This is a genomic window from Agrobacterium sp. ST15.16.024 (assembly GCF_027956545.1).
Classification (GTDB): Bacteria; Pseudomonadota; Alphaproteobacteria; order Rhizobiales; family Rhizobiaceae; genus Agrobacterium; species Agrobacterium cucumeris.
In genome coordinates this window covers 528,695-548,398 of record NZ_JAQKGO010000003.1, presented here as the reverse complement: position 1 = coordinate 548,398, position 19,704 = coordinate 528,695, and the positions used below count along the sequence as shown (strand labels likewise).

Sequence of the window (19,704 nt, the reverse complement as noted above, 5' to 3'; positions counted from 1 at the left end):
TTGAACAAGCGCGTTAAAAGCATATCGTCGATACTGAGCAGCGTCCTCCTGACGCTGTTCGGTTTGATGGTCATCACCTTCATGATCGGGCGCGTCATGCCCGTCGATCCCGTCATCGCGGCGGTCGGCGACAACGCGCCCGAAGACGTCATCGTGCGGGTGCGGGCCGAAATGGGCCTCGACCAGCCGCTGGTCGTGCAGTTCTTCCATTATGTCACGCAGGTCCTGCATGGCGATTTCGGCAATTCGATCCTGACCCGCAATCCGGTCTGGATCGATATCAAGCGCGTTTTCCCCGCCACGTTCGAACTTGCCACCGCAGCGCTTATTCTGGCCGCGCTGATTGGCATTCCGCTCGGCGTCTGGGCCGCTGTGAAGCAGGGCAAGCTGACGGATCAGGTGATCCGCGTCGTCTGCCTTGCCGGTCACTCCGTGCCCGTCTTCATGCTGGCGCTGATTTCGCTGCTCGTCTTTTACGCCACGCTTGGCGTCGCACCGGGACCGGGCCGGCAGGACATCATCTATGACGGCATGATCACGCAGGTCACTGGCCTGATGACGGTCGACACGCTGCTTGCCGGTGACTGGGACGCCTTTTACGACGCCATTGCCCATATGGTGCAGCCCGTCTGCATCCTCGCCTATTTCAGCATGGCCTATATCACCCGCATGACGCGCGCCTTCATGATCGACGCGCTGAAGGGTGAATATGTCATCACCGCCCGCGCCAAGGGGCTTTCGGCCATGACCGTGATCTGGGGCCACGCCTTCCCGACGGTCGCCGTGCAGCTCGTCACGGTTATCGCGCTTACCTATGCCGGCCTTCTCGAAGGTGCCGTGGTGACGGAGACCGTGTTCAGCTGGCCGGGCCTTGGCCAATACCTCACCGTCTCGCTCATGAACGCGGACATGAACCCGGTCGTCGGAGCAACCCTGTTGATCGGCTTCATCTATGTCGCCCTCAACCTGCTCGCAGACGTGCTTTACAGAGTTATGGATCCTCGCGTTCGATGATGTTAGCTAATTTCAGAAACTGGGCGCTGGATGAGACGCCGCATTCCCGCACACAGGCTGCCTGGGGAAACCGGTATCGCATCTGGCTCAACCTCAAGTCCAATCCGCTGGCGGTGATCGGTCTGACCATCATCGTCCTGTTCATCGCGCTGTCGCTTCTGGCACCGCTGCTTGCGCCCTATGATCCGGCGACGCAAAATCTCGGCAACCGCTTGGCATTCCCCAGCGCCGAACACTGGTTCGGCACGGATGAGCTGGGCCGCGACATTCTCTCGCGCATTCTTTACGGCGGCCGCGTCACGCTCGGCATGGTCATTGCCGTCGTCGTTCTCGTGGCACCCATCGGCCTCGCCATCGGCTGCATCGCCGGTTATTTCGGCGGCATTGTCGATACGGTGCTGATGCGGGTGACGGATGTGTTCCTGGCCTTTCCGCGCCTCATCCTCGCGCTAGCCTTCGTCGCGGCACTGAAGCCCGGCGTTGAAAGTGCCATTCTCGCCATCGCGCTCACCGCATGGCCGCCCTATGCGCGTCTGGCCCGCGCCGAGACCATGACGGTGCGCGGCAGCGACTTCGTTGCGGCCTACCGGCTGACCGGCGCTTCCGCCTGGCGCATCATTGCGCGTCACATTGCGCCGCTCTGCGTGCCGAGCCTTATCGTGCGTATCACGCTCGACATGAGCTCGATCATCATCACCGCCGCAAGCCTCGGCTTCCTCGGCATGGGCGCACAGCCGCCTTCGCCAGAATGGGGTGCGATGATTGCAACGGCCAAGCGCTTCATCTTCGAACAATGGTGGGTCGCCACCATTCCCGGCATCGCCATCTTCCTCGTTTCGCTCGCCTTCAACTTCCTTGGCGATGGCCTGCGCGACGTTCTCGACCCGAAGGGACATTGAGCCATGCTGGTCGAAATCGAAAATCTGAAGATCGCCTTCCAGACCCGCACCAGCCGTTTCGAGGCGGTGCGTGGTGTCTCCATGAAGCTCGGCACTGAAAAGCTCGGCATTGTCGGCGAATCCGGTTCCGGCAAGAGCCTGACGGCGCGGGCGCTGATGAAGCTTCTGCCCTCCAATGCGGATATCCGCGCCGACAAGCTCGCCTTCGACGGCATCGACGTGCTGTCCGCAAGCGAGAGGCAGATGCGCCAGATCCGCGGCAAGCGGGCGGGTTTCATTCTGCAGGACCCGAAATATTCGCTGAACCCGGTGAAGACCATGGGTGCGCAGATCGCCGAAGCCTGGCGCGCCCATAAGGGCGGCAGCAAGCGTGCCGCCATGGAAGCGGCCATCGGCCTGCTTGATCAGGTGAAGATCCGCAACCCGCGTCAGGTCGCCTCGTCCTATGCGCATGAGGTTTCCGGCGGCATGGGCCAGCGTGTGATGATCGCCATGATGCTGGCGCCCGATCCCGAACTCCTGATCGCCGACGAGCCGACCAGCGCTCTCGACGCCACGGTGCAGGCGGAAATCCTGCGGCTTATCGAGGAACTGGTGTCGGAACGCGGCATGGGCCTTATCCTCATCAGCCACGACCTGCCGCTCGTTTCGCATTTCTGCGACCGCGTCGCCGTGATGTATTCCGGCCGGGTGATGGAGGAGCTGAAGGCGTCCGAGCTTCTGAAAGCCGAACATCCCTATACAAAGGGACTTTTGAACTGCATTCCCTCGCTGACGCATCCGCGCGAGCGTCTTCCCGTTCTCAACCGTGATGCAGCGTGGTCCAGCCAATGATCGACGTCGATAATCTCCGTATCAAGTTCGGTGACCGCGAAGTGGTGAAGGGCGTGTCCTTTTCGGTGGAAAAGGGCGGCAGCTTTGGCATCGTCGGCGAAAGCGGCTCGGGCAAGTCCACCATCCTGCGCGCCATGGCGGGCCTCAACGAAAGCTGGGAAGGCCGCATCGCCTTTGCCGGCAAGGACGCACCGCTGAAGCGCACGCCGGAGTTCTTCCGGCAGGTGCAGATGGTGTTTCAGGACCCCTATGGCTCGCTGCATCCGCGCCAGACCATCGACCGTATTCTCAGCGAATTGCCGCTGGTACACGGCATGGACAACATCGAAAAACGCATCCAGCAGGCCCTGTCCGATGTGGCGCTGCCGCAGGCGGTGCGGTTCCGTTTTCCGCACCAGCTCTCGGGCGGCCAGCGCCAGCGCGTGGCGATTGCCCGCGCGCTGATTGCCGACCCGCAGGTGCTACTGCTCGATGAACCGACTTCAGCGCTCGATGTGTCGGTGCAGGCGGAAATCCTGAACCTGTTGCAGGACCTGCGCGCGGCGCGCAACCTCACCTATATTCTCGTCAGCCACAATCTCGCGGTCATTGCGCATCTGTGCCCGCAGGTTGGCGTGATGCTGAACGGGGACATGGTGGAGCAGCTGAGTGCCGGCGATCTGCGCGAGGGCCGCACGAAACATCCGCATACGGAAGAGTTGCGTAGCCTGAGTATCCGGCTGGAAGAACCGGCCTGAGTCTACGTTGCCGACAAATCGAGCGGGTGCCACGAGTTTCTTCTCCCCGAGGGGGAGAAGTCCGCGGCAGCGGGATGAGGGGGCAAGCTTCCCGTAAATCTCTACCGTTGCCTCCTCATCGGACCCTTCGGGCCACCTTCTCCCCGGTGGGGAGAAGAAACGAGCCGCAACGTCGAGGCTTGTCCATCCATAACTGAGCCGAAAGACGAGATCGAACAATGTCACAGCAACTCGACTGGAACGCCGCTTCAACCCTTTCGCAAAGCTTCGTCTCACAATGGGCGGGCAATGAGCCGGGCGGGGCGATCATCGGTTTTGATCTCGATGGCATCCGTTTCGCTCATGCCGGCGGTGTCGAGAGCCTCTCGACCTTCGCACCCTTCACGCCGCAGAGCGTGGTGCGGTATGCCTCCGTCACCAAACATGCCTTCTGTGCCATGGTGCTTGCGCATTCCGATCTGATCGGCCTTGACGATCCACTCGGTAAACACCTGCCGGAATTGCAGCCGCCGCTCCGCGACGTCACGGTGGGGCAGGCGCTGGATATGAGCGGTGGCCTGCCGGATACACGTGAATGCCTCTCGCTGCTTGGCCTTTCCGTTTATACCGAAACTAAGGCCGGACCGCTTCTCGAATATCTGTCGCGGCTAACCCGCCTGAATTTCCCTGCCGGCAGCGAGGTGTCCTATTCCAATACCGGTTACCGGCTGGTGGAAGCGGCGCTGGAGCGTCGCGGTTTCCGTTTCGATGATTTCGTGCAGGAACAGATTGCCGGCCCGTTCGGTGTGTTTCTGAAGGCGCCGGATGTCTGGAACGATCCAGTCGACGGGCTGGTGCCGGGTTACTGGAAGGCCGAAGACAACTGGCAGCTTTCGGCCGCCGGCCTGCATATTTCCGCTTCGGGTAGCCTTGCGGGCAGCGCCGAAGCACTTACCCGTTGGTTGCAGGGTCTGATGCGGGGCGAGGGAGGCTTCGTGGGTGTTCTTGACGCGCTTTCGGCTGAGCGGCCGCTCGCCGATGGACGGATGAGCGAATATGGCCTCGGCCTGCGCTGGTCGCATCTCGGTGACAGGCGTTTTGTCGGTCACGGCGGTTCGCATCCGGGTTACAAGACCTACTTTCTGCTTGATCCGGAGAACGGCACTGGCTTCGTCGTGGTGTCGAACCGCGAGGATACCAATGGTTTCAAGATCGCGCTGGAAGGCATGGCGGCTTTGACCGGCCTGCCTTTGCCCAAGCCTGCCGCCAGCCTGCCGGAAGGCCTCTATGTCACCGAAAGCGGGCCGTGGTGGCTGGAGATCAAGGGCAGCACATCCACCTTCATCGATGGCGACGACACGCTTTATGAAGATGTCGATGGCTGGGTGTCTTCCCGTTCCGCATCCTCTCCGATGCGTCTCAGGCTGGATGGTACCGCCATTGTCGGCGAGGCCGGTCACGCCGCCCGCCGCTTCCTGCCGGTCGGCCAGCATGTCGTGCCGGATGATCTTTCGGGCTTGTGGCGCTCGGATGAGGGCGCGGAATTTATCATCAGCGGTTCGTCACTGACGATTGGCATCGGCCCCACACGCCGCAGCATGCCCTTGAAGGCGCTCGGCAATGGCCGCTTTCTGTTCACGCTCATCGATGGGCCGTGGACGAAGCGCGTCTGCCTCAACCGGCTGGGTGACGACCGGATCGAGCTGGTGTCCAGCCGGGCGCGGATGATCGAATATTCCCGCGCGCGGTAAAGGGGATTTCAAAGACGCCTGAATGCTCCTAATAAAGACCCGTGTTCCCGGCAGGCCGGGACAACATCTTTGTGGGAGAACAGGCCCTTGGAAGTCAAATGGCTTGAGGATTTCCTGGCGCTGGCCGGAACGCTCAATTTCTCGAAGGCGGCGGATGAGCGGCATGTGACGCAATCCGCCTTCAGCCGGCGCATCAAGCAGCTGGAAGCCTGGGTGGGGGCGACGCTGGTCGACCGCGCTTCCTATCCGTCGCGGCTCACCGAGGCCGGGGTGAAATTCGTGCCGGTGGCGCAGGAGACACTGAAACAGCTTTACCATGCGCGGCGCACCCTGCTGCAGGAAGAAGGGGCCGATGCCAGAACCGTTCGGCTGACGGCGCTGCATACCCTGTCCTTCACCTTCTTTCCTGATTGGCTGAAACGGGTGAACGAGACGGCCGGGCCGCTGTTTTCAGTTCTGCGACCGGATTCCGGCAGCATGGAGGAAAACCTCAATTCGCTGGTGGACGGGCAGAGCGATTTCCTTCTGACCTATGCCCATCCCGAAGTGCCGATGCTGCTTGATGCGCAGACCTTCGAATTCCGCGTGCTTGGTGCGGAAAACATCATTCCCGTTTCCGCGCCGGCGAAAGATGGTTCACCGCTGCATGCGCTGGTGGAAAATGCGCGAAAACCCTTTGCCTATCTGGATTATGAAAAGGCCTCGTTCTTCGGGCCGCTGCTGCGCGATCTCCTGAGCGCGCGATTACCGCAATTCGAGCGGGTGCATGAGGGCAGCATGTCGGTGGGGCTGAAAGCCATGGCGATGGCCGGCTGGGGCGTCGCCTGGGTGCCGGAGAGCCTGATGCGCCACGAGCTGGATAGCGGCGCTCTGGTGCGCGCCGCCGATACGAGTTTCGATATTGCCGTCGATATCAGGCTTTATCGTTCCAAGGAGAACCGCCGGCCCGTGGTTGAGCGCATCTGGGCGGTTCTCGAAGGTTAGAGCATTTCCGGGAAAAGTGGCCCCCGGTTTTCCATCCGGAAATGCGACAAACAAAACGCTTTCGATCAGATGGCGGTGCGGCGGGCGTTTTCGAGGTAGAGCGCGCGCAGGCGGCTCACCATCGGGCCGGGCTTGCCGTTACCCACCGGCTTGCCGTCGATCTTCGTCACCGAAACCACGAAGTTGGAGGCGCTGGTCAGGCAGGCCTCGTCGGCATTCAGCGCCTCTTCCAGCGTGAAGGGGCGTTCTTCCAGCGTAAAGCCGGCTTCCTTGGCCAGTTGCAGGGCGGCAAGACGGGTGCAGCCGGGCAGGGTCTTGTTGCTGTTGCCGCGGGTGATGATCTTCTTGTCGGCGGTGACGATGTAGGCAGTCGAGGACGCGCCTTCGGTAACGAAACCATCCTCGATCATCCAGGCTTCGTCGCAGCCTTCGGCCTTGGCAATGCGTTTTGCCATGACCTGCGGCAAAAGGCAGACGGTCTTGATATCGCGGCGCTCCCAGCGCTGGTCGGGAACGGATTTGACGGCGATGCCGGCTTCTTCGACCGGGGTGCCGATCAGCTTCTTGGCCTGGGTGAACATGACAAGCGTCGGCTTCAGATCAGCGGAGAACAGGAAATTGCGGTCTTCGGCACCACGCGTCAGCTGCAGGTAGATCATGCCTTCGACGAGGTTGTTGTCGGCAATCAGCCGGCGTTCTGCCTCGACGATCTCTTTCGTGGTGACCGGCAGCGGCACGTCGATTTCGCGGGCGCTGCGCTCCAGCCGGGCCATGTGCAGATCGCTGTCGATCAGCTTGCCTTCCAGAACGGAGGTAACTTCATAAATGCCGTCGCCAAACAGGAAACCGCGGTCGAAGATGGAGAGGCGGGCGTCCGCTTCGGGCAGGAATTCGCCGTTGACGTAAACGATGCGACCGGATGGGCTAGTCATGAAAACTCCGTCTGGAAAAATCAGGCTGAAAGAAGGGTTTTAAGGGCGTCGATGGAAATGGCCTCGACCGTGGAGGCCTTGCCGGTGCCGGCATTGAAGCCCGTGGTCGTGGTTGCTGCGCAGAGCGAATTGAGGATCGCTTCCTCCGTCGCCTCAATCGCTGCTTCGAAGAGCGGCGAGATCGCATCGTTGGAAAGTTCCGGATAGTCTGCGACGGCCTTGCGGCGCGCAGGCGTGCGGCGCAGCCGCTCATCGGTGGAAAAGGCCAGAGCGTAATCGCCGGAGCCATTGCTGAGTGCTGCACCCGTGCGCGCCAGCCCGCCGAAGCTTCTGGCCGCCAGACGCTTCAGGTTGCGGGAGGAGAGCGGCGCGTCGGTGGCGACAATGATGACGATCGAGCCGTCCTTATCTTTATGGGCAGGGCTGACATAGGGTTTGCCGCAGACCAGCAGATGGCCGCCGTAGTTGGACTGGACAAGAATGCCGAGCGTATAGGCCGTTCCGGCGATGGTGACGATGCGGGATGCGGTGCCGATGCCGCCTTTCATGCCGAAGGCCACCGTGCCGGTTCCGGCACCCACGCCGCCCTCGGCCACGGAGCCTGTGGCCGCGTTTTGCAGCGCGGCCGAGATTTCCTCGACCGTCGGGCGGCCGGCGCGAATGTCGTTCAGGCGGGAATCGTTGGTTTCGCCGACGACGGCATTGATCGAGACGACTTTCTCATTGCCCGGCTGTGCCAGCGTATGGTGGTTAATCGCCTCGATGGCCCGGCCTGTCGCCAGCGTATTGGTGAGGATAACAGGTGTTTCGAGCTCGCCTAGTTCCTCGATCTGGGTGGAGCCGGCAAATTTGCCGAAGCCGTTATAGACGGCGAAGGCGGCGGGCACCTTGTCCTGAAAGAGATTGCCGCCATGCGGCAGGATCGCGGTTGCGCCGGTGCGGATCGTGTCGCCTTCGATGACGGTCGAATGGCCGATGGTCACGCCTTCGACATCGGTGATGGCGTTGAGCGGGCCGGTCTCGAAATGGCCGGGCCGGAAACCGATATCGCGCAGTCTCGGGCGGGTCGTCTGATGCATCGGGCGATCACTTTTGCGGAATTCAGGCTCAAGGTGAAAAAGGCGCGGCTTCATGAAAAGCTTTGCTCTGACTTGACGTTAGACTACTTCGCCGGGAAACGGCATCGCAAAAATGGAATAGTTTTATGCGGGCAATGGATGCGCTCAGGAGGCGCGCAGCGCGGCTTCGCCTTCACGCTCCAGCCATTGCCGCATCGCGTCTTCCGTCTCTTCGCGCGTCGGTGCGCCGATGCGGCCGCCGAATACGGTGCATTTCAGCGCGGCGGCAACGGAGGAGAGGCGGATGGCCGCGCGGCTTTGCATGCCTTCAGCCATCGCCAGCGCAAAGGTGCCGTGGAAGATATCGCCCGCCGCCAGCGTATCCACCGCCTTGACCTGCATGGTCGTCTGGAAATGCACCGTGGGATCACCGGCCTCCGTCCACCAGCAGCCATGCGGACCGGCGGTGACGGCGATGAAGGTCTGCGGATAGCGCGAATGCAGCACCGGCAGCATGTCCTTCACCGTTTCAAGTCCGGTCAGTCGGGCGGCGGCGGGTTCGGAAAAGACGATATGGGTTGCGGCGGGCGCAAGCTTCTCCAGCGTTTCCACCGGCGCCACATCGCCATCCAGAATGGCAGGTTTGCCAAGCGCGCGCGCCACGGTGAGCACATCGAGTGCCAGTTCCGGCCAGCGCACATCAACCAGAACGGCATCGAACGGGGCAATATCTTCCGGTTTGCAGGAGCGTTTTTTCTCGTGCAGGCGATGGTCGTAAAAAGGCACGATCAGCCGTTCTCCCCGGTCATCGATGATGATCGTCGACAGGGCCGAGCGCGCGCCGGCGGCGATGGTCATGCCCGCAATATCGATGCCGCTTTCGGCGAGATCGCGCAGGATGCGGGTGCCGGTTTCGTCATCGCCCACCGCGCCCCAGAGGCTGGCGCGGCCGCCCATGCGATGCACGGCATAGGCGGCGCTCGAGGCCATGCCTTCGGCGATCTGCAGCATCTCATAGGGCAGGACCTTGCCTTCGCCCTTCGGCATGTCATGCACACGAAACAGGGTGTCGAGCACGGCGGCACCCACGCAGAGCACATGCTTGCCGCCCGCTTCCTCTACCATTCTCTTCGCTCCTGCCCTGTTCAGATGCGCTTGCCGCTGTCCTTGTCGAACAGATGCACGGTTGCCGGATCGATGGCAATGTGGATCGTATCGCCGAAGCGGACATTGAGGCGTTCGCGGAACAGGCAGGCGATCTCGTCGCCCTTGCAATTGAGCTTGGCGTAGATTTCCGAGCCGGTACCTTCGACCAGTTCGACCCGGCCTTCAATGCCGGTCTCGGCGGCGCGGATGTGTTCCGGACGCACGCCGTAGACGAGGTCGCGACCGCCCAGTTTGCCGATATCGGCATTGGCGGGCAGAGGCAGGCTGAGGCCCTTTGCGGTGCGGAAGACGCCTTCCTCCACCCGGCCGCGAATGAAATTCATGGCCGGCGAACCGATGAAACCGGCAACGAAGAGATTGGCGGGATTGTCGTAAAGCTCGAGCGGCGCGCCGATCTGCTCGATGACGCCATCATGCAGCACCACGATCTTGTCGGCCATGGTCATGGCTTCCACCTGGTCGTGGGTGACATAGATGGTGGTCGTGCCGATGCGCTGGTGCATGGCCTTGATCTCGCCGCGCATCTGCACGCGCAGCTTGGCGTCGAGGTTGGAAAGCGGCTCGTCAAACAGGAAGACCTGCGGATCGCGCACCAGCGCGCGGCCCATGGCGACACGCTGGCGTTGGCCGCCGGAAAGCTGGCGCGGATAACGGTCGAGCAGTTTTTCCAGCCCCAGAATGGCGGCGGCCCTGTCGACCTTGGCCCTGGTTTCCTCGGCGCTGACCTTCTTCAGCTTCAGTGCGAAGCCCATATTGTCCTTGACCGTCATATGCGGATAAAGCGCGTAGTTCTGGAAGACCATGGCGATATCGCGGTCACGGGCGGGCAGGTGGCTCACCTCGCGCGCGCCGATGTGGATCTCGCCGTCGCTCAGTTCCTCCAGCCCGGCGATCATGCGTAGCAGGGTGGACTTGCCGCAGCCGGAAGGGCCGACGAGGACGACGAATTCTCCGTCCTTGATGTCGATATCAATACCGTGGATGACGTTGACCGAGCCGAAGCGCTTCTGGACATTTTGAATATTGACCGGTGCCATGTTTTTGGTTCCCGTTATGAGCAATTCCAGCAAAAGTGTGTCGCGGTTTTGCGTCCGGAATTGCGTTTAAAAAGCAAGGGCATGGAATGCCCTTTGTTGGTTCAGCCGCCCTTGACGGCGCCGGCGGTGAGACCCGCCACGATCTGTTTTTGTGCGAACATGGTGAGCAGCAGCACCGGCAGCGTGACGATGAGCGCGGCTGCGGCAAGCGGCCCCCAGCTGACCTGTTCGAAGGACAGCATGTTGTAGACCGCGACCGGCAGGGTGCGCGTTTCACGGCTGGCCAGCACGATACCGAAGACGAAGTTGTTCCACGAGAAGATGACCGCGAGGATGAAGGAGACGACGATGCCGGGCTTGGCAATCGGCAGCGCCACCAGCCGGAACACCTGCCAGGAGGATGCGCCATCGATGCTTGCTGCCTCTTCCAGTTCCTTCGGCGTGGTCTCGAAATAACCGATCATGATCCAGACGACGATCGGAACCGTCACCACAAGATGGATGATGATCTGCGGCCAGAGCGTGCCCAAGAGGTTCAGCCATTGGAACAGCAGGAACAGCGGAATGAGGAATGAGAGGCCCGGCGTCATGCGGGCGATCATGATGACGACGGCGGATTTTTCCGCCTTCAGTCGGGCGATGCCGTAACCGGCGGGTACGCCGATGACGAGCGCCAGAATGGTCGCCGCACCGGTGACGAGCACCGAGTTCCAGAAATAGAGGAAGAAATTATTCTCCTCGAACACCTTCACATAGTTCGACCAGGCGAAACGTTCGGGAATGAGGATCGGCGGATAGGCGCCGTTGTCGATCTCATATTTCAGCGATAGCGAGATCGTCCAGATGAAGAACAGGATGACCGGCGAGATCATCACCAGTGCCACGAAGAAAAGGCCGATGCGGTCGAGATTTTTGCGTTTCAGGATTTTTCCAGACATCAGCGATCCTCCATCTCGTTCCATTGCGAGCGCTGGCGCACCATCAAAAGCACGAAGGACAGCGCCACGATGATGATGAAAAAGACGACGGCCATGGCCGAGCCGTAACCGATGTCGTAATAGGAAAACGCCGTATTATAGAGATAGATGTTGATGGTTTCAGACGCCGTGCCGGGCCCGCCTTGAGTCATCGCATAGATGATGTCGAAGCTTTTGACGGCATCGATGGAGCGGATGATGACGGCGATCATCAGAAACGGCGCAATCATCGGCATGGTCAGGTAACGGAATTTCTGCCAGGCGTTGGCACCGTCGATTTCAGCACTTTCATAGGGTTCGCGCGGCACTGCAGCCAGCCCGCCGAGCACGATCAGCATGACCAGAGGCGTCCACTGCCAGGTTTCCACCAGCACCAGCGAGGGAATGACGGTCGACTGGTTGTAGATCCATTCCAGCGGCCCGATGCCGATGAGTGACAGCAGATAGTTCAGGACGCCGAGCTGCGGGTGGAACATCATGGTCCAGACGAGCGCGATGGCGACCGGGGTAGCCATCATCGGCATGACGAAAACGCCGCGCAGAAAACCGCGCAGCGGAAACTGCGCATCGAAAACCAGTGCCGCCAATGTTCCGAGGAACAGCGGGGCGACCACCGACAGCACGGTGTAAATGAGCGTGTGCCAGAGCGATTCCCAGAACCTGATATCGCCGGCGAGCCGGATATAGTTCTCGAAACCGATAAAGCTCTGCTCCTGTCCGAGCGTCCAGCGGTGCACGCTCATCCACAGGGTAAAGACCCATGGAAAAACGATGACAGCCAGAATGACGATAAGTGCCGGTATAACGAAGGGCCAGTAGTTGGGAGCAAGCCTTGCCGGCCTGCTCCCTTCTCTACGACTGACGCCTGTCTTGGTGTTTTCGATGCTCACGGAGGCCATTATCCCTCGCTACGTGCCAGAACGGGTGCGAACTGTTCCGTCGCCTTTTTCAGCTCGGCCGCCGGGTCCGCGCCGCCGATCATGTTGGTGAGGCCGACGCCGTAGATGTCGCGGAATTCCGTCACCGGAATGATGACGGGAAGCGCAAGCTGCGAGACCTTGCCGGAACCGACAACGGCGTCCAGCCAGGCGGCCGGCATCTTCACGCCTTCGCGGACCTTCTGGTCTTCGAGGATGGACTGGCGGAATGGAACGCCGGCGCCGGCCTGCAACAGACGCGCGCCCATTTCATGCGAGATCGCCCATTGGCAGAAGAGGTAAGCGGCTTCCTTCTTGCTGCTGGCTTCGACAACGCCGAGACCATCGCCAAACGTGCCGGCGGCCTGAACTGCCGGGCCTTTCGGCATGACGCCATAACCGACCTTGCCGACGACGCGGGATTTTTCCGGGTTCTCGATCGGCGGCGCAAAACCGACGCCATCGAACCACATGCCGATCTTGCCCTGCAGGAAGGCCGATTGCGCTTCCGCCCAGTTGAAGCCGGAGACGCCGGGAGGGGCGGCCTTGGTCATCAGGCGTTGGTAAAGCGCTGCCGCTTCCACCGCTTCCTTGGATTCGGTGTCGATCTTTCCGTCCGCACCGATCGGCTTTGCGCCATAACCCAGCATCAGCGAGGTCCAGACCGGGGTATTGGCATTCTTCAGACCACGGGCGACGAAACCATAGGTGTTGGTGGCGGGATCGGTGATCTTTTCCGCCGCCGTCACCAGTTCCTCGAAGGTTTCAGGGTATTTCAGGCCCTTGGCCTCGAAGAGTTCCTTGTTCCAGTAAACGATCCAGTAATCCACCGAGAAGGGCAGCGAGCGCAGCACGCCGTCGCTATCCTTGGCAAACAACATGCCGGCTTCGGCGAAATCCTTTTCGACGAGCGACGGATCGGTAAGCGACGGATCCTTCAGGAAGCCGCTGATATCGGCCAGCCACTTGCCCTTTTCGAACTGGCGCTTCTGGACGTGATAGCTCAGATGCACGACGTCGAAGCTCGGCTTGCCGGAGGAAAGCTCGATGACGACTTTCTGGCGCTGCTGCTGTTCCGGGGTTGCCTCGGCATTGACCTTGATGCCGGTCAGTTCTTCGAATTCGCCGAGATATTTGATCAGCGTTTCGCTGCGCGGGCTTTTGACGAGATTGACCTCAAGCGTGGTGCCGGCGTGTTTTTTCCAGTTCACCGCCGCCGATGCCGGGCGAATGCCGAGCATCGCGCTGCCGCCAATCGCGGCCGTGCCTGCCAGAAAGGCGCGACGCGTGGGGTTGAGCAATGAATGCGTCATGTCAGTTCTCCTCCAGATTAGCCGGAAATTCTCCTCACCCCGGCTTGTTGCTTATTTTCTTGCAATCCCGGCACAGGACCGCTTTCGACCCTGCCGGAATTGCCTTACACCGCCAGCGCCCTGTCCCTTGCGTTGCGGATATGGGCGGTCAACCGTTCCACGGCGTCTTCCACGGATCGTTTCTCGATGGCTTCGAGAATGGCGAGATGTTCCTTCATCACCGACTTCACATGGCCGGCGATGCGAAAGCGCTCCTGGTTGATGAGGCGCATCTTGATGGAATTGACGCGGTAGGCATTTGATATGATCGAATTGCCGAGACTATCGATGAAGGCATCGTGCATGCCCCAGTCCACCTGCTGGGCATGCTGATCGAGCTCCGGCGATTCTCCGCTATTTTCAGCTGCTTCGGCAATATCGCGATGCTGTTTCAAAAGCTTGGCGATGGCCTCATCGGAAGCCGAGCGGGTGAACAGCGCCACGGCCTCCTTTTCAAGGAAGATGCGGAACTGGAATGCTTCACGGATAAGGTTGATGTCGATATGGGCGACCTGCAAGCCCCGCTGCGGCACGGTCTTGATCAGCCCTTCCGCCTCCAGCCGCGGAATTGCCTCCCGGATCGCCCCCAGCGGCAGACCCGTCAATTCCACGAGGCGGCGTTGCGAGATGAATTGCCCCGGGCGAACATCACGCGAGAGAAGGTGATGCGTAAAGCTTTCATACGCCCGTTCCCGCAATGTCTGTTCGCCGGTATCGTCCATGCTCAACCTTTCAAGGTCTGTTCAAGCGGCCTGTTTGCGAAACAGCGCGTCGAAAGCGCCTTCGATCTGCCGCCGATCTTCAGGTGAAATGGCGACGAGCGGCGCGCGCACATCCGCCCAGATATTTTCGCCTGTCGTGTGTGATACCAGCACCTTGACGGCAGGCGTAACCGGAAATTTCAGAAGTTCCACAACAAGATCGACGATGCGCTTGTCGTCCTTGCCGTCAACGGCCATGGCGCGGACTTCCTGCGTCAGGAAATTGGCGACACCGGAGATGGCGCCCTGACCGCCGAGGCGGACGCCTCTGGCGAGATCACGCTCATCGCCGATCAGGATGGCGAGATCGCCATGCTCTTTCAGCAGGCGCTCGGTATGGCTCCAGTTGCCTGAGGAATCCTTGACGCCGGTAACGATGCCCGGAAACGCCGCCTTCAGCCGTCCTACCAGTTCGACGGACAATGTCACCATGGTCACGGAGGGGATATTGTAGACGAGGATGTCGCGTGCATCCTTGCCGATCTTTGCGAAAACCGCCGAGAACCAGGCAAAAAGCCCGTCATCGCTGACATTCTTGAAATAGGACGGCGGAGCGAGAAGAATATTGCGGGCGCCCGCTTTCAGGGCCTCGGCTGACTGGTCCGCCGCATCCTCGATGGAGTCCACCAGAACGCCGGTGACGATGCGCGATGGCGCAATGCCGGCCTCAATGAAGCGGGACAGGATGACCTGTCGTTCACGGCTGCCGACGGAGCATCCTTCACCGGTGGTGCCGAACAGCGTCACGCTATCACAGCCGTTTGACAGGCAGCGGCGGGCATGCGCGATCATCGCATCGATATCGACGGTTCCATCCGTTTTGAACGGTGTCGTCAGGGCTGCCGAAAGGCCGAATTTCTGGGTCAATTAAGATGCTCCTCCAAGGTGACCGCGGATTGATGGCATACTGACATGTTAGTTGTAAAGCAGTAATTGCAGTGTGATTGTTTGACACCTGCAGGACGGGGCAGGAATTCGGTTTTCGACGCGGCGGGTGCCTTGTCTGTACGTGGTCGAGGATGGACGATTATGGATGATTGGTGCGGATGCCGTTTGCCGCCCATTTTGCCCGCTTGTTTGCTTTGCCGGTGGTCACGAAAAAATGCGAAAATAAAATTTGACTGTTGGAGTAAAGATTTTTATCAGGCAGTCTGAATATAGGGATAAAGGGACCATCACCATGACCATTGCGGAGCAGACAGCGCCTGTGGCAGAGATCGAACAGAGCCGCGTCAAGCGCCTGAAAGCGGCGACGCGTGGCGCCCATGGCGACCTCGATACTTTCATCATGGCCGCAAAGCCGTTCGAGAGCCGGGAAAACTTCGGCAAATTCGTCGAGACGCAATATCTTTTCCATCGCGACCTCGACGTTTTCTTTTCCAACGCCACGCTTGATGGCCTGCTTCCCGATCTCAAAGGCCGCCGCCGTCTTGCCATGATCGAGCAGGACCTTGCCGATCTCGGGCTTGCTATTCCGGAAGCCAAGGCTGCGCGTTTCACCAGCGAAACGCCCTTCGACCTGCCGGAGGCGATGGGCTGGCTTTATGTGGTCGAAGGTTCCAATCTCGGTGCGGCTTTCCTGCTGAAAGATGCAGCCAAGCTCGGCCTGACCGAAGAATTCGGTGCGCGCCATCTGGCCGGCGCACCGGAAGGACGCGGCCTGCATTGGCGCACATTCACCGCAGCGCTGGATGAAATTGCGCTGACGGTTGAAGAGGAAGAGCGGGTTGTCGCGGGTGCCGAGGCTGCGTTCCGTGCCGTCCATGCCTATGCGCAGCAGCGGCTGGGTTGAGGTTTTGGCATAGCTGCGCGATTGTTGTCCTCATCGCGCAGAAGTGCCCCGTCGCGTGTGCGCGTTTGATTGAGTCGTAACACCCCAGCGCCGTCACCCCGGACTTGATCCGGGGTCCAGCGCGATCAAGTCCTTGATCGCGAAAGACTCTATTCACGGCGCAGACGCGTCGTGGCTGGATGCCGGATCGCGTTCGGCACGACGGAGGAGCGCCTTCGAATTTCTTACATCGGTCTGTGAGTGTGGTGAGGGCCGCTCGCCTTTTACGTATCGCTCTCAATATTTGCCAAATAAACAGGCAAATATTTTGACCAAATGATAAATTTTTTGTCTTTTAGTCAAAGCTTCGCCCGCCCCAAAATTTTATCCATTTGATAAAATTATTTTATTTGGTCTGGCACGGAACCTGCTACTCTTTTGTCAAGTCAGGAGACACCTGACGTAAAAAGGGAACAGCAAAATGGAAGTTGGTGTTTTTATCCCGATCGGGAACAATGGGTGGCTTCTTTCTGAAAACGCGCCGCAATACAAGCCGAGCTTCGACTTGAACAAGGCAATCACGCTGAAGGCGGAGCAATATGGCTTCGACTTTGCGCTGTCGATGATCAAGTTGCGCGGCTTTGGCGGCAAGACAGAGTTCTGGGATTATAATCTGGAATCCTTCACGCTGATGGCAGGCCTTGCCGCCGTCACCTCCAAGATCAAGCTTTTCGGCACGGCCGCCACGCTGGTCATGCCGCCGGCCATTGTTGCGCGCATGGCAACGACGATCGATTCCATTTCCGGCGGCCGTTTCGGCATCAACCTGATTACCGGCTGGCAGCGTCCGGAATACAGCCAGATGGGGCTGTGGCCGGGCGATGACTATTTCGGTGATCGCTACGAATATCTCGGCGAATACACCACCGTTCTGAAAGAGTTGCTGACGGACGGGCAATCGGATTTCAACGGCAAGTTCTTCAAGATGGAGGATTGCCGCATGAAGCCGGTGCCGCAGGGTGATGTGAAGCTCATCTGCGCTGGCTCCTCCAATTCCGGCATGGCGTTTTCGGCCAAATTTGCCGATTACAGCTTCTGCTTCGGTGTTGGCGTCAATACACCGAAGGCCTTCGCGCCCACCAATGAGCGGCTTTTGGCCGCAACGGAGAAGTCCGGCCGCGAGGTCAAGTCCGTCGTGCTGACGATGGTGCTTGCCGAGGAAAAATCCGAAGACGCCTGGGCGAAGTGGGAGCATTACAAGGCGGGTGCGGATGAGGACGCGATCAAGTGGCTCGGCCTGCAAAGCGCCGTCGACACCAAATCTGGCTCCGACACCAATGTCCGGCACATGTCCAATCCCGTCTCGGCGGTCAACATCAACATGGGAACGCTGATCGGTTCCTATGAGGAAGTGGCGGCCATGCTGGACGAGATGAGCGAAGTGCCGGGAACGGGCGGCGTGATGCTGACTTTCGACGACTTCCTCGAAGGCGTCGAAAAATTCGGCAAATATGTGCAGCCGCTGATGAAGAGCCGGGCGCATGTTCAGGCCGGACTGGAGGCTGCGGAATGAGCGAAGCTGTCGTGGCGGGTTACAAGGGGCCGGAAAGCCGTTCGGAAAGCGTCACGCTTCCCGCAAGGCCGGAGCCGATCACCCTGAAACCCAGCGAGACCGCCGTTGTCGTGGTCGACATGCAGAACGCCTATTCGACCGAGGGCGGTTATGTCGATCTGGCCGGGTTCGATATATCAGGGGCCAAGGGCACCATCGCCAATATCAAGAAGACGCTGGATGCAGCACGTGCGGCGGGTGTTCAGGTCATCTATTTCCAGAATGGCTGGGACAAGGATTATGTCGAGGCGGGTGGCCCGGGTTCGCCCAACTGGCACAAATCCAATGCCTTGAAGACCATGCGCAAACGCCCGGAATTGCAGGGTCAGCTGTTGGCTAAAGGCACGTGGGATTATGCCATCGTCGACGAGTTGCAGCCGCAGCCCGGCGATATTCTGGTGCCGAAGACGCGTTACAGCGGTTTCTTCAACACCAATATGGACAGCGTTTTGCGCGCCCGCGGTATCCGCAATCTGGTATTCGTCGGCATTGCCACCAATGTCTGCGTCGAAAGCTCGCTGCGTGATGCCTTCCATCTCGAATATTTCGGGGTGATGCTGGAGGATGCCACCCATCATCTGGGCCCGGACTTTATCCAGCAGGCGACGGTCTACAATGTCGAGAAGTTTTTCGGCTGGGTCGCCACCGTCAATGATTTCTGCGGTGTCATCTCGCAGGCCGCACCCGTCAGCGCTTGATATTCAACACAAGAGGAGAACGAAATGCCGAAAAAGATTGTCGTGCCTGCCGGGACCAGCAAACCCATCGCTCCCTTTTCGCCGGGAACCCTTGCCGATGGCGTGGTTTATGTTTCGGGCACGCTGCCCTTCGACAAGGACAATAACGTCGTGCATGTGGGCGATGCCAGCGCGCAGACCCGCCATGTTCTGGAAACCATCAAGTCCGTCATCGAAACCGCCGGCGGCACGATGGAGGACGTGACGATGAACCACATCTTCATCACCGACTGGGCGAACTACCAGGCCGTCAACACGGTCTATGCAGAATATTTCCCCGGCGACAAGCCGGCGCGTTATTGCATCCAGTGCGGTCTGGTAAAGCCCGACGCGCTGGTTGAAATCGCCACCGTCGCCCATATCGGCAAATAGGACGAAACGGCAAGATGATGCATTTCGAGGTTCATGGCCGGACTGATCCTGAGGCGGCAACCATATTGCTGTCTTCGGGGCTGGGTGGATCGGGCACTTACTGGACGCCGCAGATCGATGCCCTTTCCGATCATTTCCGCATCGTCACCTATGACCATCGCGGAACCGGCAGGACCGGCGGCGAGGTGCCGGCAGAGGGCGGTATATCGGCGATGGCGGATGACGTGCTGGAGATCGTCTCGGCACTGGACCTCGAAAAATTCCACTTCATGGGCCATGCGCTCGGCGGCCTGATCGGTCTCGATATCGCGCTGCGCAAGCCCGGCCTCATCGACAGGCTGGTGCTCATCAATGCCTGGAGCAAGGCCGACCCGCATTCCGGGCGCTGCTTTGATGTGCGGATCGAGCTTCTGGAAAAATCCGGCGTCGAGGCGTTCGTGAAAGCCCAGCCGCTGTTTCTTTATCCGGCCGCATGGATGTCGGAACATCAGGAGCGTCTGGCGCGGGACGATGCCCATGGCGTCGCGCATTTTCAGGGCAAGGCGAATGTGCTGCGGCGCATCGCGGCGCTTCGGGCTTTCGATATCGATAGCCGGCTGGGCGAGATCGGCAATCCGGTGCTGGTGTTGGCGACGAAGGACGATCTTCTGGTGCCCTATACACGTTCGCAGCGGCTTGCCGATAGCTTGCAGCAAAGCGAGCTTTGTCTTCTCGATTTCGGCGCGCATGCGGTCAATATCACCGAGCCCGAGCTTTTCAACACAAGGCTTCTGCAGTTTCTGCTGCCGAGCACCCAGACATTCTGACAGGATT

General features: G+C 60.1%; 20 protein-coding genes. 11 read left to right on the top strand and 9 right to left on the bottom strand.

What is annotated here, in order from left to right:
• The 6 genes from PL640_RS14575 (at position 1) to PL640_RS14550 (ending at position 6,198) form a co-directional block, all read left to right on the top strand.
• The gene (locus tag PL640_RS14575) at positions 1 to 1,014 is read left to right on the top strand and encodes an ABC transporter permease (protein ID WP_271362435.1); all 1,014 of its coding nucleotides are present in this window, start codon (positions 1 to 3) and stop codon (positions 1,012 to 1,014) included.
• A complete protein-coding gene (gene nikC / locus PL640_RS14570; protein ID WP_004433196.1) occupies positions 1,011 to 1,913 on the top strand; it encodes a nickel transporter permease in 903 nt (300 codons plus the stop codon). Before PL640_RS14575 ends, nikC begins: the two co-directional genes overlap by 4 nt.
• 3 nt (positions 1,914 to 1,916) lie before the next feature.
• Positions 1,917 to 2,747, top strand: coding sequence for an ABC transporter ATP-binding protein (locus PL640_RS14565; protein WP_004433197.1), 831 nt, complete (start codon positions 1,917 to 1,919; stop codon positions 2,745 to 2,747).
• Complete coding sequence (locus tag PL640_RS14560) at positions 2,744 to 3,484, top strand: ABC transporter ATP-binding protein (RefSeq protein ID WP_127757687.1); 741 nt, start codon at positions 2,744 to 2,746, stop codon at positions 3,482 to 3,484. The genes PL640_RS14565 and PL640_RS14560 overlap by 4 nt, the downstream gene beginning before the upstream one ends.
• A 218-nt stretch (positions 3,485 to 3,702) precedes the next feature.
• Complete coding sequence (locus tag PL640_RS14555) at positions 3,703 to 5,214, top strand: serine hydrolase domain-containing protein (RefSeq protein WP_271362383.1); 1,512 nt, start codon at positions 3,703 to 3,705, stop codon at positions 5,212 to 5,214.
• A gap of 87 nt (positions 5,215 to 5,301) precedes the next feature.
• A complete protein-coding gene (locus PL640_RS14550; RefSeq protein ID WP_271362382.1) occupies positions 5,302 to 6,198 on the top strand; it encodes a LysR substrate-binding domain-containing protein in 897 nt (298 codons plus the stop codon).
• A gap of 65 nt (positions 6,199 to 6,263) precedes the next feature.
• Here PL640_RS14550 and PL640_RS14545 read toward each other — a convergent pair whose 3' ends face one another.
• The 9 genes from PL640_RS14545 to PL640_RS14505 all read right to left on the bottom strand — a co-directional run bounded on the left by PL640_RS14545 (position 6,264) and on the right by PL640_RS14505 (position 15,266).
• On the bottom strand, positions 6,264 to 7,130 hold the full coding sequence (locus PL640_RS14545) for a D-amino-acid transaminase (protein WP_065114128.1): 867 nt from the start codon (positions 7,128 to 7,130) through the stop codon (positions 6,264 to 6,266).
• Between the two features lie 20 nt (positions 7,131 to 7,150).
• Positions 7,151 to 8,209, bottom strand: a complete 1,059-nt coding sequence (locus PL640_RS14540) for a P1 family peptidase (RefSeq protein WP_271362434.1) — start codon at positions 8,207 to 8,209, stop codon at positions 7,151 to 7,153.
• Positions 8,210 to 8,353: 144 nt separating this feature from the next.
• Complete coding sequence (locus PL640_RS14535) at positions 8,354 to 9,313, bottom strand: sugar kinase (protein WP_271362381.1); 960 nt, start codon at positions 9,311 to 9,313, stop codon at positions 8,354 to 8,356.
• A 20-nt stretch (positions 9,314 to 9,333) separates the two neighbouring features.
• On the bottom strand, positions 9,334 to 10,392 hold the full coding sequence (locus tag PL640_RS14530; RefSeq protein WP_065114126.1) for an ABC transporter ATP-binding protein: 1,059 nt from the start codon (positions 10,390 to 10,392) through the stop codon (positions 9,334 to 9,336).
• Positions 10,393 to 10,493: 101 nt separating this feature from the next.
• Complete coding sequence (locus tag PL640_RS14525) at positions 10,494 to 11,315, bottom strand: carbohydrate ABC transporter permease (RefSeq protein WP_271362433.1); 822 nt, start codon at positions 11,313 to 11,315, stop codon at positions 10,494 to 10,496.
• Positions 11,316 to 11,329: 14 nt separating this feature from the next.
• Complete coding sequence (locus PL640_RS14520; protein ID WP_065114124.1) at positions 11,330 to 12,268, bottom strand: carbohydrate ABC transporter permease; 939 nt, start codon at positions 12,266 to 12,268, stop codon at positions 11,330 to 11,332.
• Complete coding sequence (locus PL640_RS14515; protein WP_065114123.1) at positions 12,268 to 13,599, bottom strand: ABC transporter substrate-binding protein; 1,332 nt, start codon at positions 13,597 to 13,599, stop codon at positions 12,268 to 12,270. The genes PL640_RS14520 and PL640_RS14515 overlap by 1 nt, the downstream gene beginning before the upstream one ends.
• Positions 13,600 to 13,703: 104 nt before the next feature.
• Entirely contained in the window at positions 13,704 to 14,360 is a 657-nt protein-coding gene (locus PL640_RS14510) for a GntR family transcriptional regulator (RefSeq protein WP_110756346.1), read from the bottom strand.
• A gap of 21 nt (positions 14,361 to 14,381) precedes the next feature.
• Positions 14,382 to 15,266 (bottom strand): dihydrodipicolinate synthase family protein, encoded by an 885-nt coding sequence (locus tag PL640_RS14505; RefSeq protein WP_271362380.1) that lies wholly within the window; start codon positions 15,264 to 15,266, stop codon positions 14,382 to 14,384.
• A 313-nt stretch (positions 15,267 to 15,579) separates the two neighbouring features.
• Between PL640_RS14505 and PL640_RS14500 the strand changes: the two genes are divergently transcribed.
• The 5 genes from PL640_RS14500 (at position 15,580) to rutD (ending at position 19,697) form a co-directional block, all read left to right on the top strand.
• Complete coding sequence (locus PL640_RS14500) at positions 15,580 to 16,191, top strand: biliverdin-producing heme oxygenase (RefSeq protein WP_271362379.1); 612 nt, start codon at positions 15,580 to 15,582, stop codon at positions 16,189 to 16,191.
• 460 nt (positions 16,192 to 16,651) lie between these two features.
• Positions 16,652 to 17,743, top strand: coding sequence for a pyrimidine utilization protein A (gene rutA / locus PL640_RS14495; protein ID WP_046801552.1), 1,092 nt, complete (start codon positions 16,652 to 16,654; stop codon positions 17,741 to 17,743).
• Positions 17,740 to 18,480 carry a pyrimidine utilization protein B gene (gene rutB, locus PL640_RS14490; RefSeq protein ID WP_006312121.1) on the top strand — a complete coding sequence of 247 codons (741 nt, stop codon included), beginning with the start codon at positions 17,740 to 17,742 and terminating at the stop codon, positions 18,478 to 18,480. The genes rutA and rutB overlap by 4 nt, the downstream gene beginning before the upstream one ends.
• A 24-nt stretch (positions 18,481 to 18,504) precedes the next feature.
• Complete coding sequence (gene rutC / locus PL640_RS14485) at positions 18,505 to 18,891, top strand: pyrimidine utilization protein C (RefSeq protein ID WP_003492069.1); 387 nt, start codon at positions 18,505 to 18,507, stop codon at positions 18,889 to 18,891.
• A gap of 14 nt (positions 18,892 to 18,905) precedes the next feature.
• Positions 18,906 to 19,697, top strand: a complete 792-nt coding sequence (gene rutD / locus PL640_RS14480; protein ID WP_271362378.1) for a pyrimidine utilization protein D — start codon at positions 18,906 to 18,908, stop codon at positions 19,695 to 19,697.
• Positions 19,698 to 19,704 lie beyond the last annotated feature (7 nt).

What these genes read in the sequence shown, in the direction of transcription:
- PL640_RS14515 (WP_065114123.1), bottom strand. Translation starts at nt 13,599, where the DNA reads ATGACGCATTCATTGCTCAACCCCACGCGTCGCGCCTTTCTGGCAGGC.
- PL640_RS14500 (WP_271362379.1), top strand. Translation starts at nt 15,580, where the DNA reads ATGACCATTGCGGAGCAGACAGCGCCTGTGGCAGAGATCGAACAGAGC.
- PL640_RS14565 (WP_004433197.1), top strand. Translation starts at nt 1,917, where the DNA reads ATGCTGGTCGAAATCGAAAATCTGAAGATCGCCTTCCAGACCCGCACC.
- PL640_RS14540 (WP_271362434.1), bottom strand. Translation starts at nt 8,209, where the DNA reads ATGCATCAGACGACCCGCCCGAGACTGCGCGATATCGGTTTCCGGCCC.
- PL640_RS14510 (WP_110756346.1), bottom strand. Translation starts at nt 14,360, where the DNA reads ATGGACGATACCGGCGAACAGACATTGCGGGAACGGGCGTATGAAAGC.
- nikC (WP_004433196.1), top strand. Translation starts at nt 1,011, where the DNA reads ATGATGTTAGCTAATTTCAGAAACTGGGCGCTGGATGAGACGCCGCAT.
- PL640_RS14555 (WP_271362383.1), top strand. Translation starts at nt 3,703, where the DNA reads ATGTCACAGCAACTCGACTGGAACGCCGCTTCAACCCTTTCGCAAAGC.
- PL640_RS14560 (WP_127757687.1), top strand. Translation starts at nt 2,744, where the DNA reads ATGATCGACGTCGATAATCTCCGTATCAAGTTCGGTGACCGCGAAGTG.
- rutC (WP_003492069.1), top strand. Translation starts at nt 18,505, where the DNA reads ATGCCGAAAAAGATTGTCGTGCCTGCCGGGACCAGCAAACCCATCGCT.
- PL640_RS14535 (WP_271362381.1), bottom strand. Translation starts at nt 9,313, where the DNA reads ATGGTAGAGGAAGCGGGCGGCAAGCATGTGCTCTGCGTGGGTGCCGCC.
- PL640_RS14530 (WP_065114126.1), bottom strand. Translation starts at nt 10,392, where the DNA reads ATGGCACCGGTCAATATTCAAAATGTCCAGAAGCGCTTCGGCTCGGTC.
- rutD (WP_271362378.1), top strand. Translation starts at nt 18,906, where the DNA reads ATGATGCATTTCGAGGTTCATGGCCGGACTGATCCTGAGGCGGCAACC.
- PL640_RS14545 (WP_065114128.1), bottom strand. Translation starts at nt 7,130, where the DNA reads ATGACTAGCCCATCCGGTCGCATCGTTTACGTCAACGGCGAATTCCTG.
- rutB (WP_006312121.1), top strand. Translation starts at nt 17,740, where the DNA reads ATGAGCGAAGCTGTCGTGGCGGGTTACAAGGGGCCGGAAAGCCGTTCG.
- rutA (WP_046801552.1), top strand. Translation starts at nt 16,652, where the DNA reads ATGGAAGTTGGTGTTTTTATCCCGATCGGGAACAATGGGTGGCTTCTT.
- PL640_RS14520 (WP_065114124.1), bottom strand. Translation starts at nt 12,268, where the DNA reads ATGGCCTCCGTGAGCATCGAAAACACCAAGACAGGCGTCAGTCGTAGA.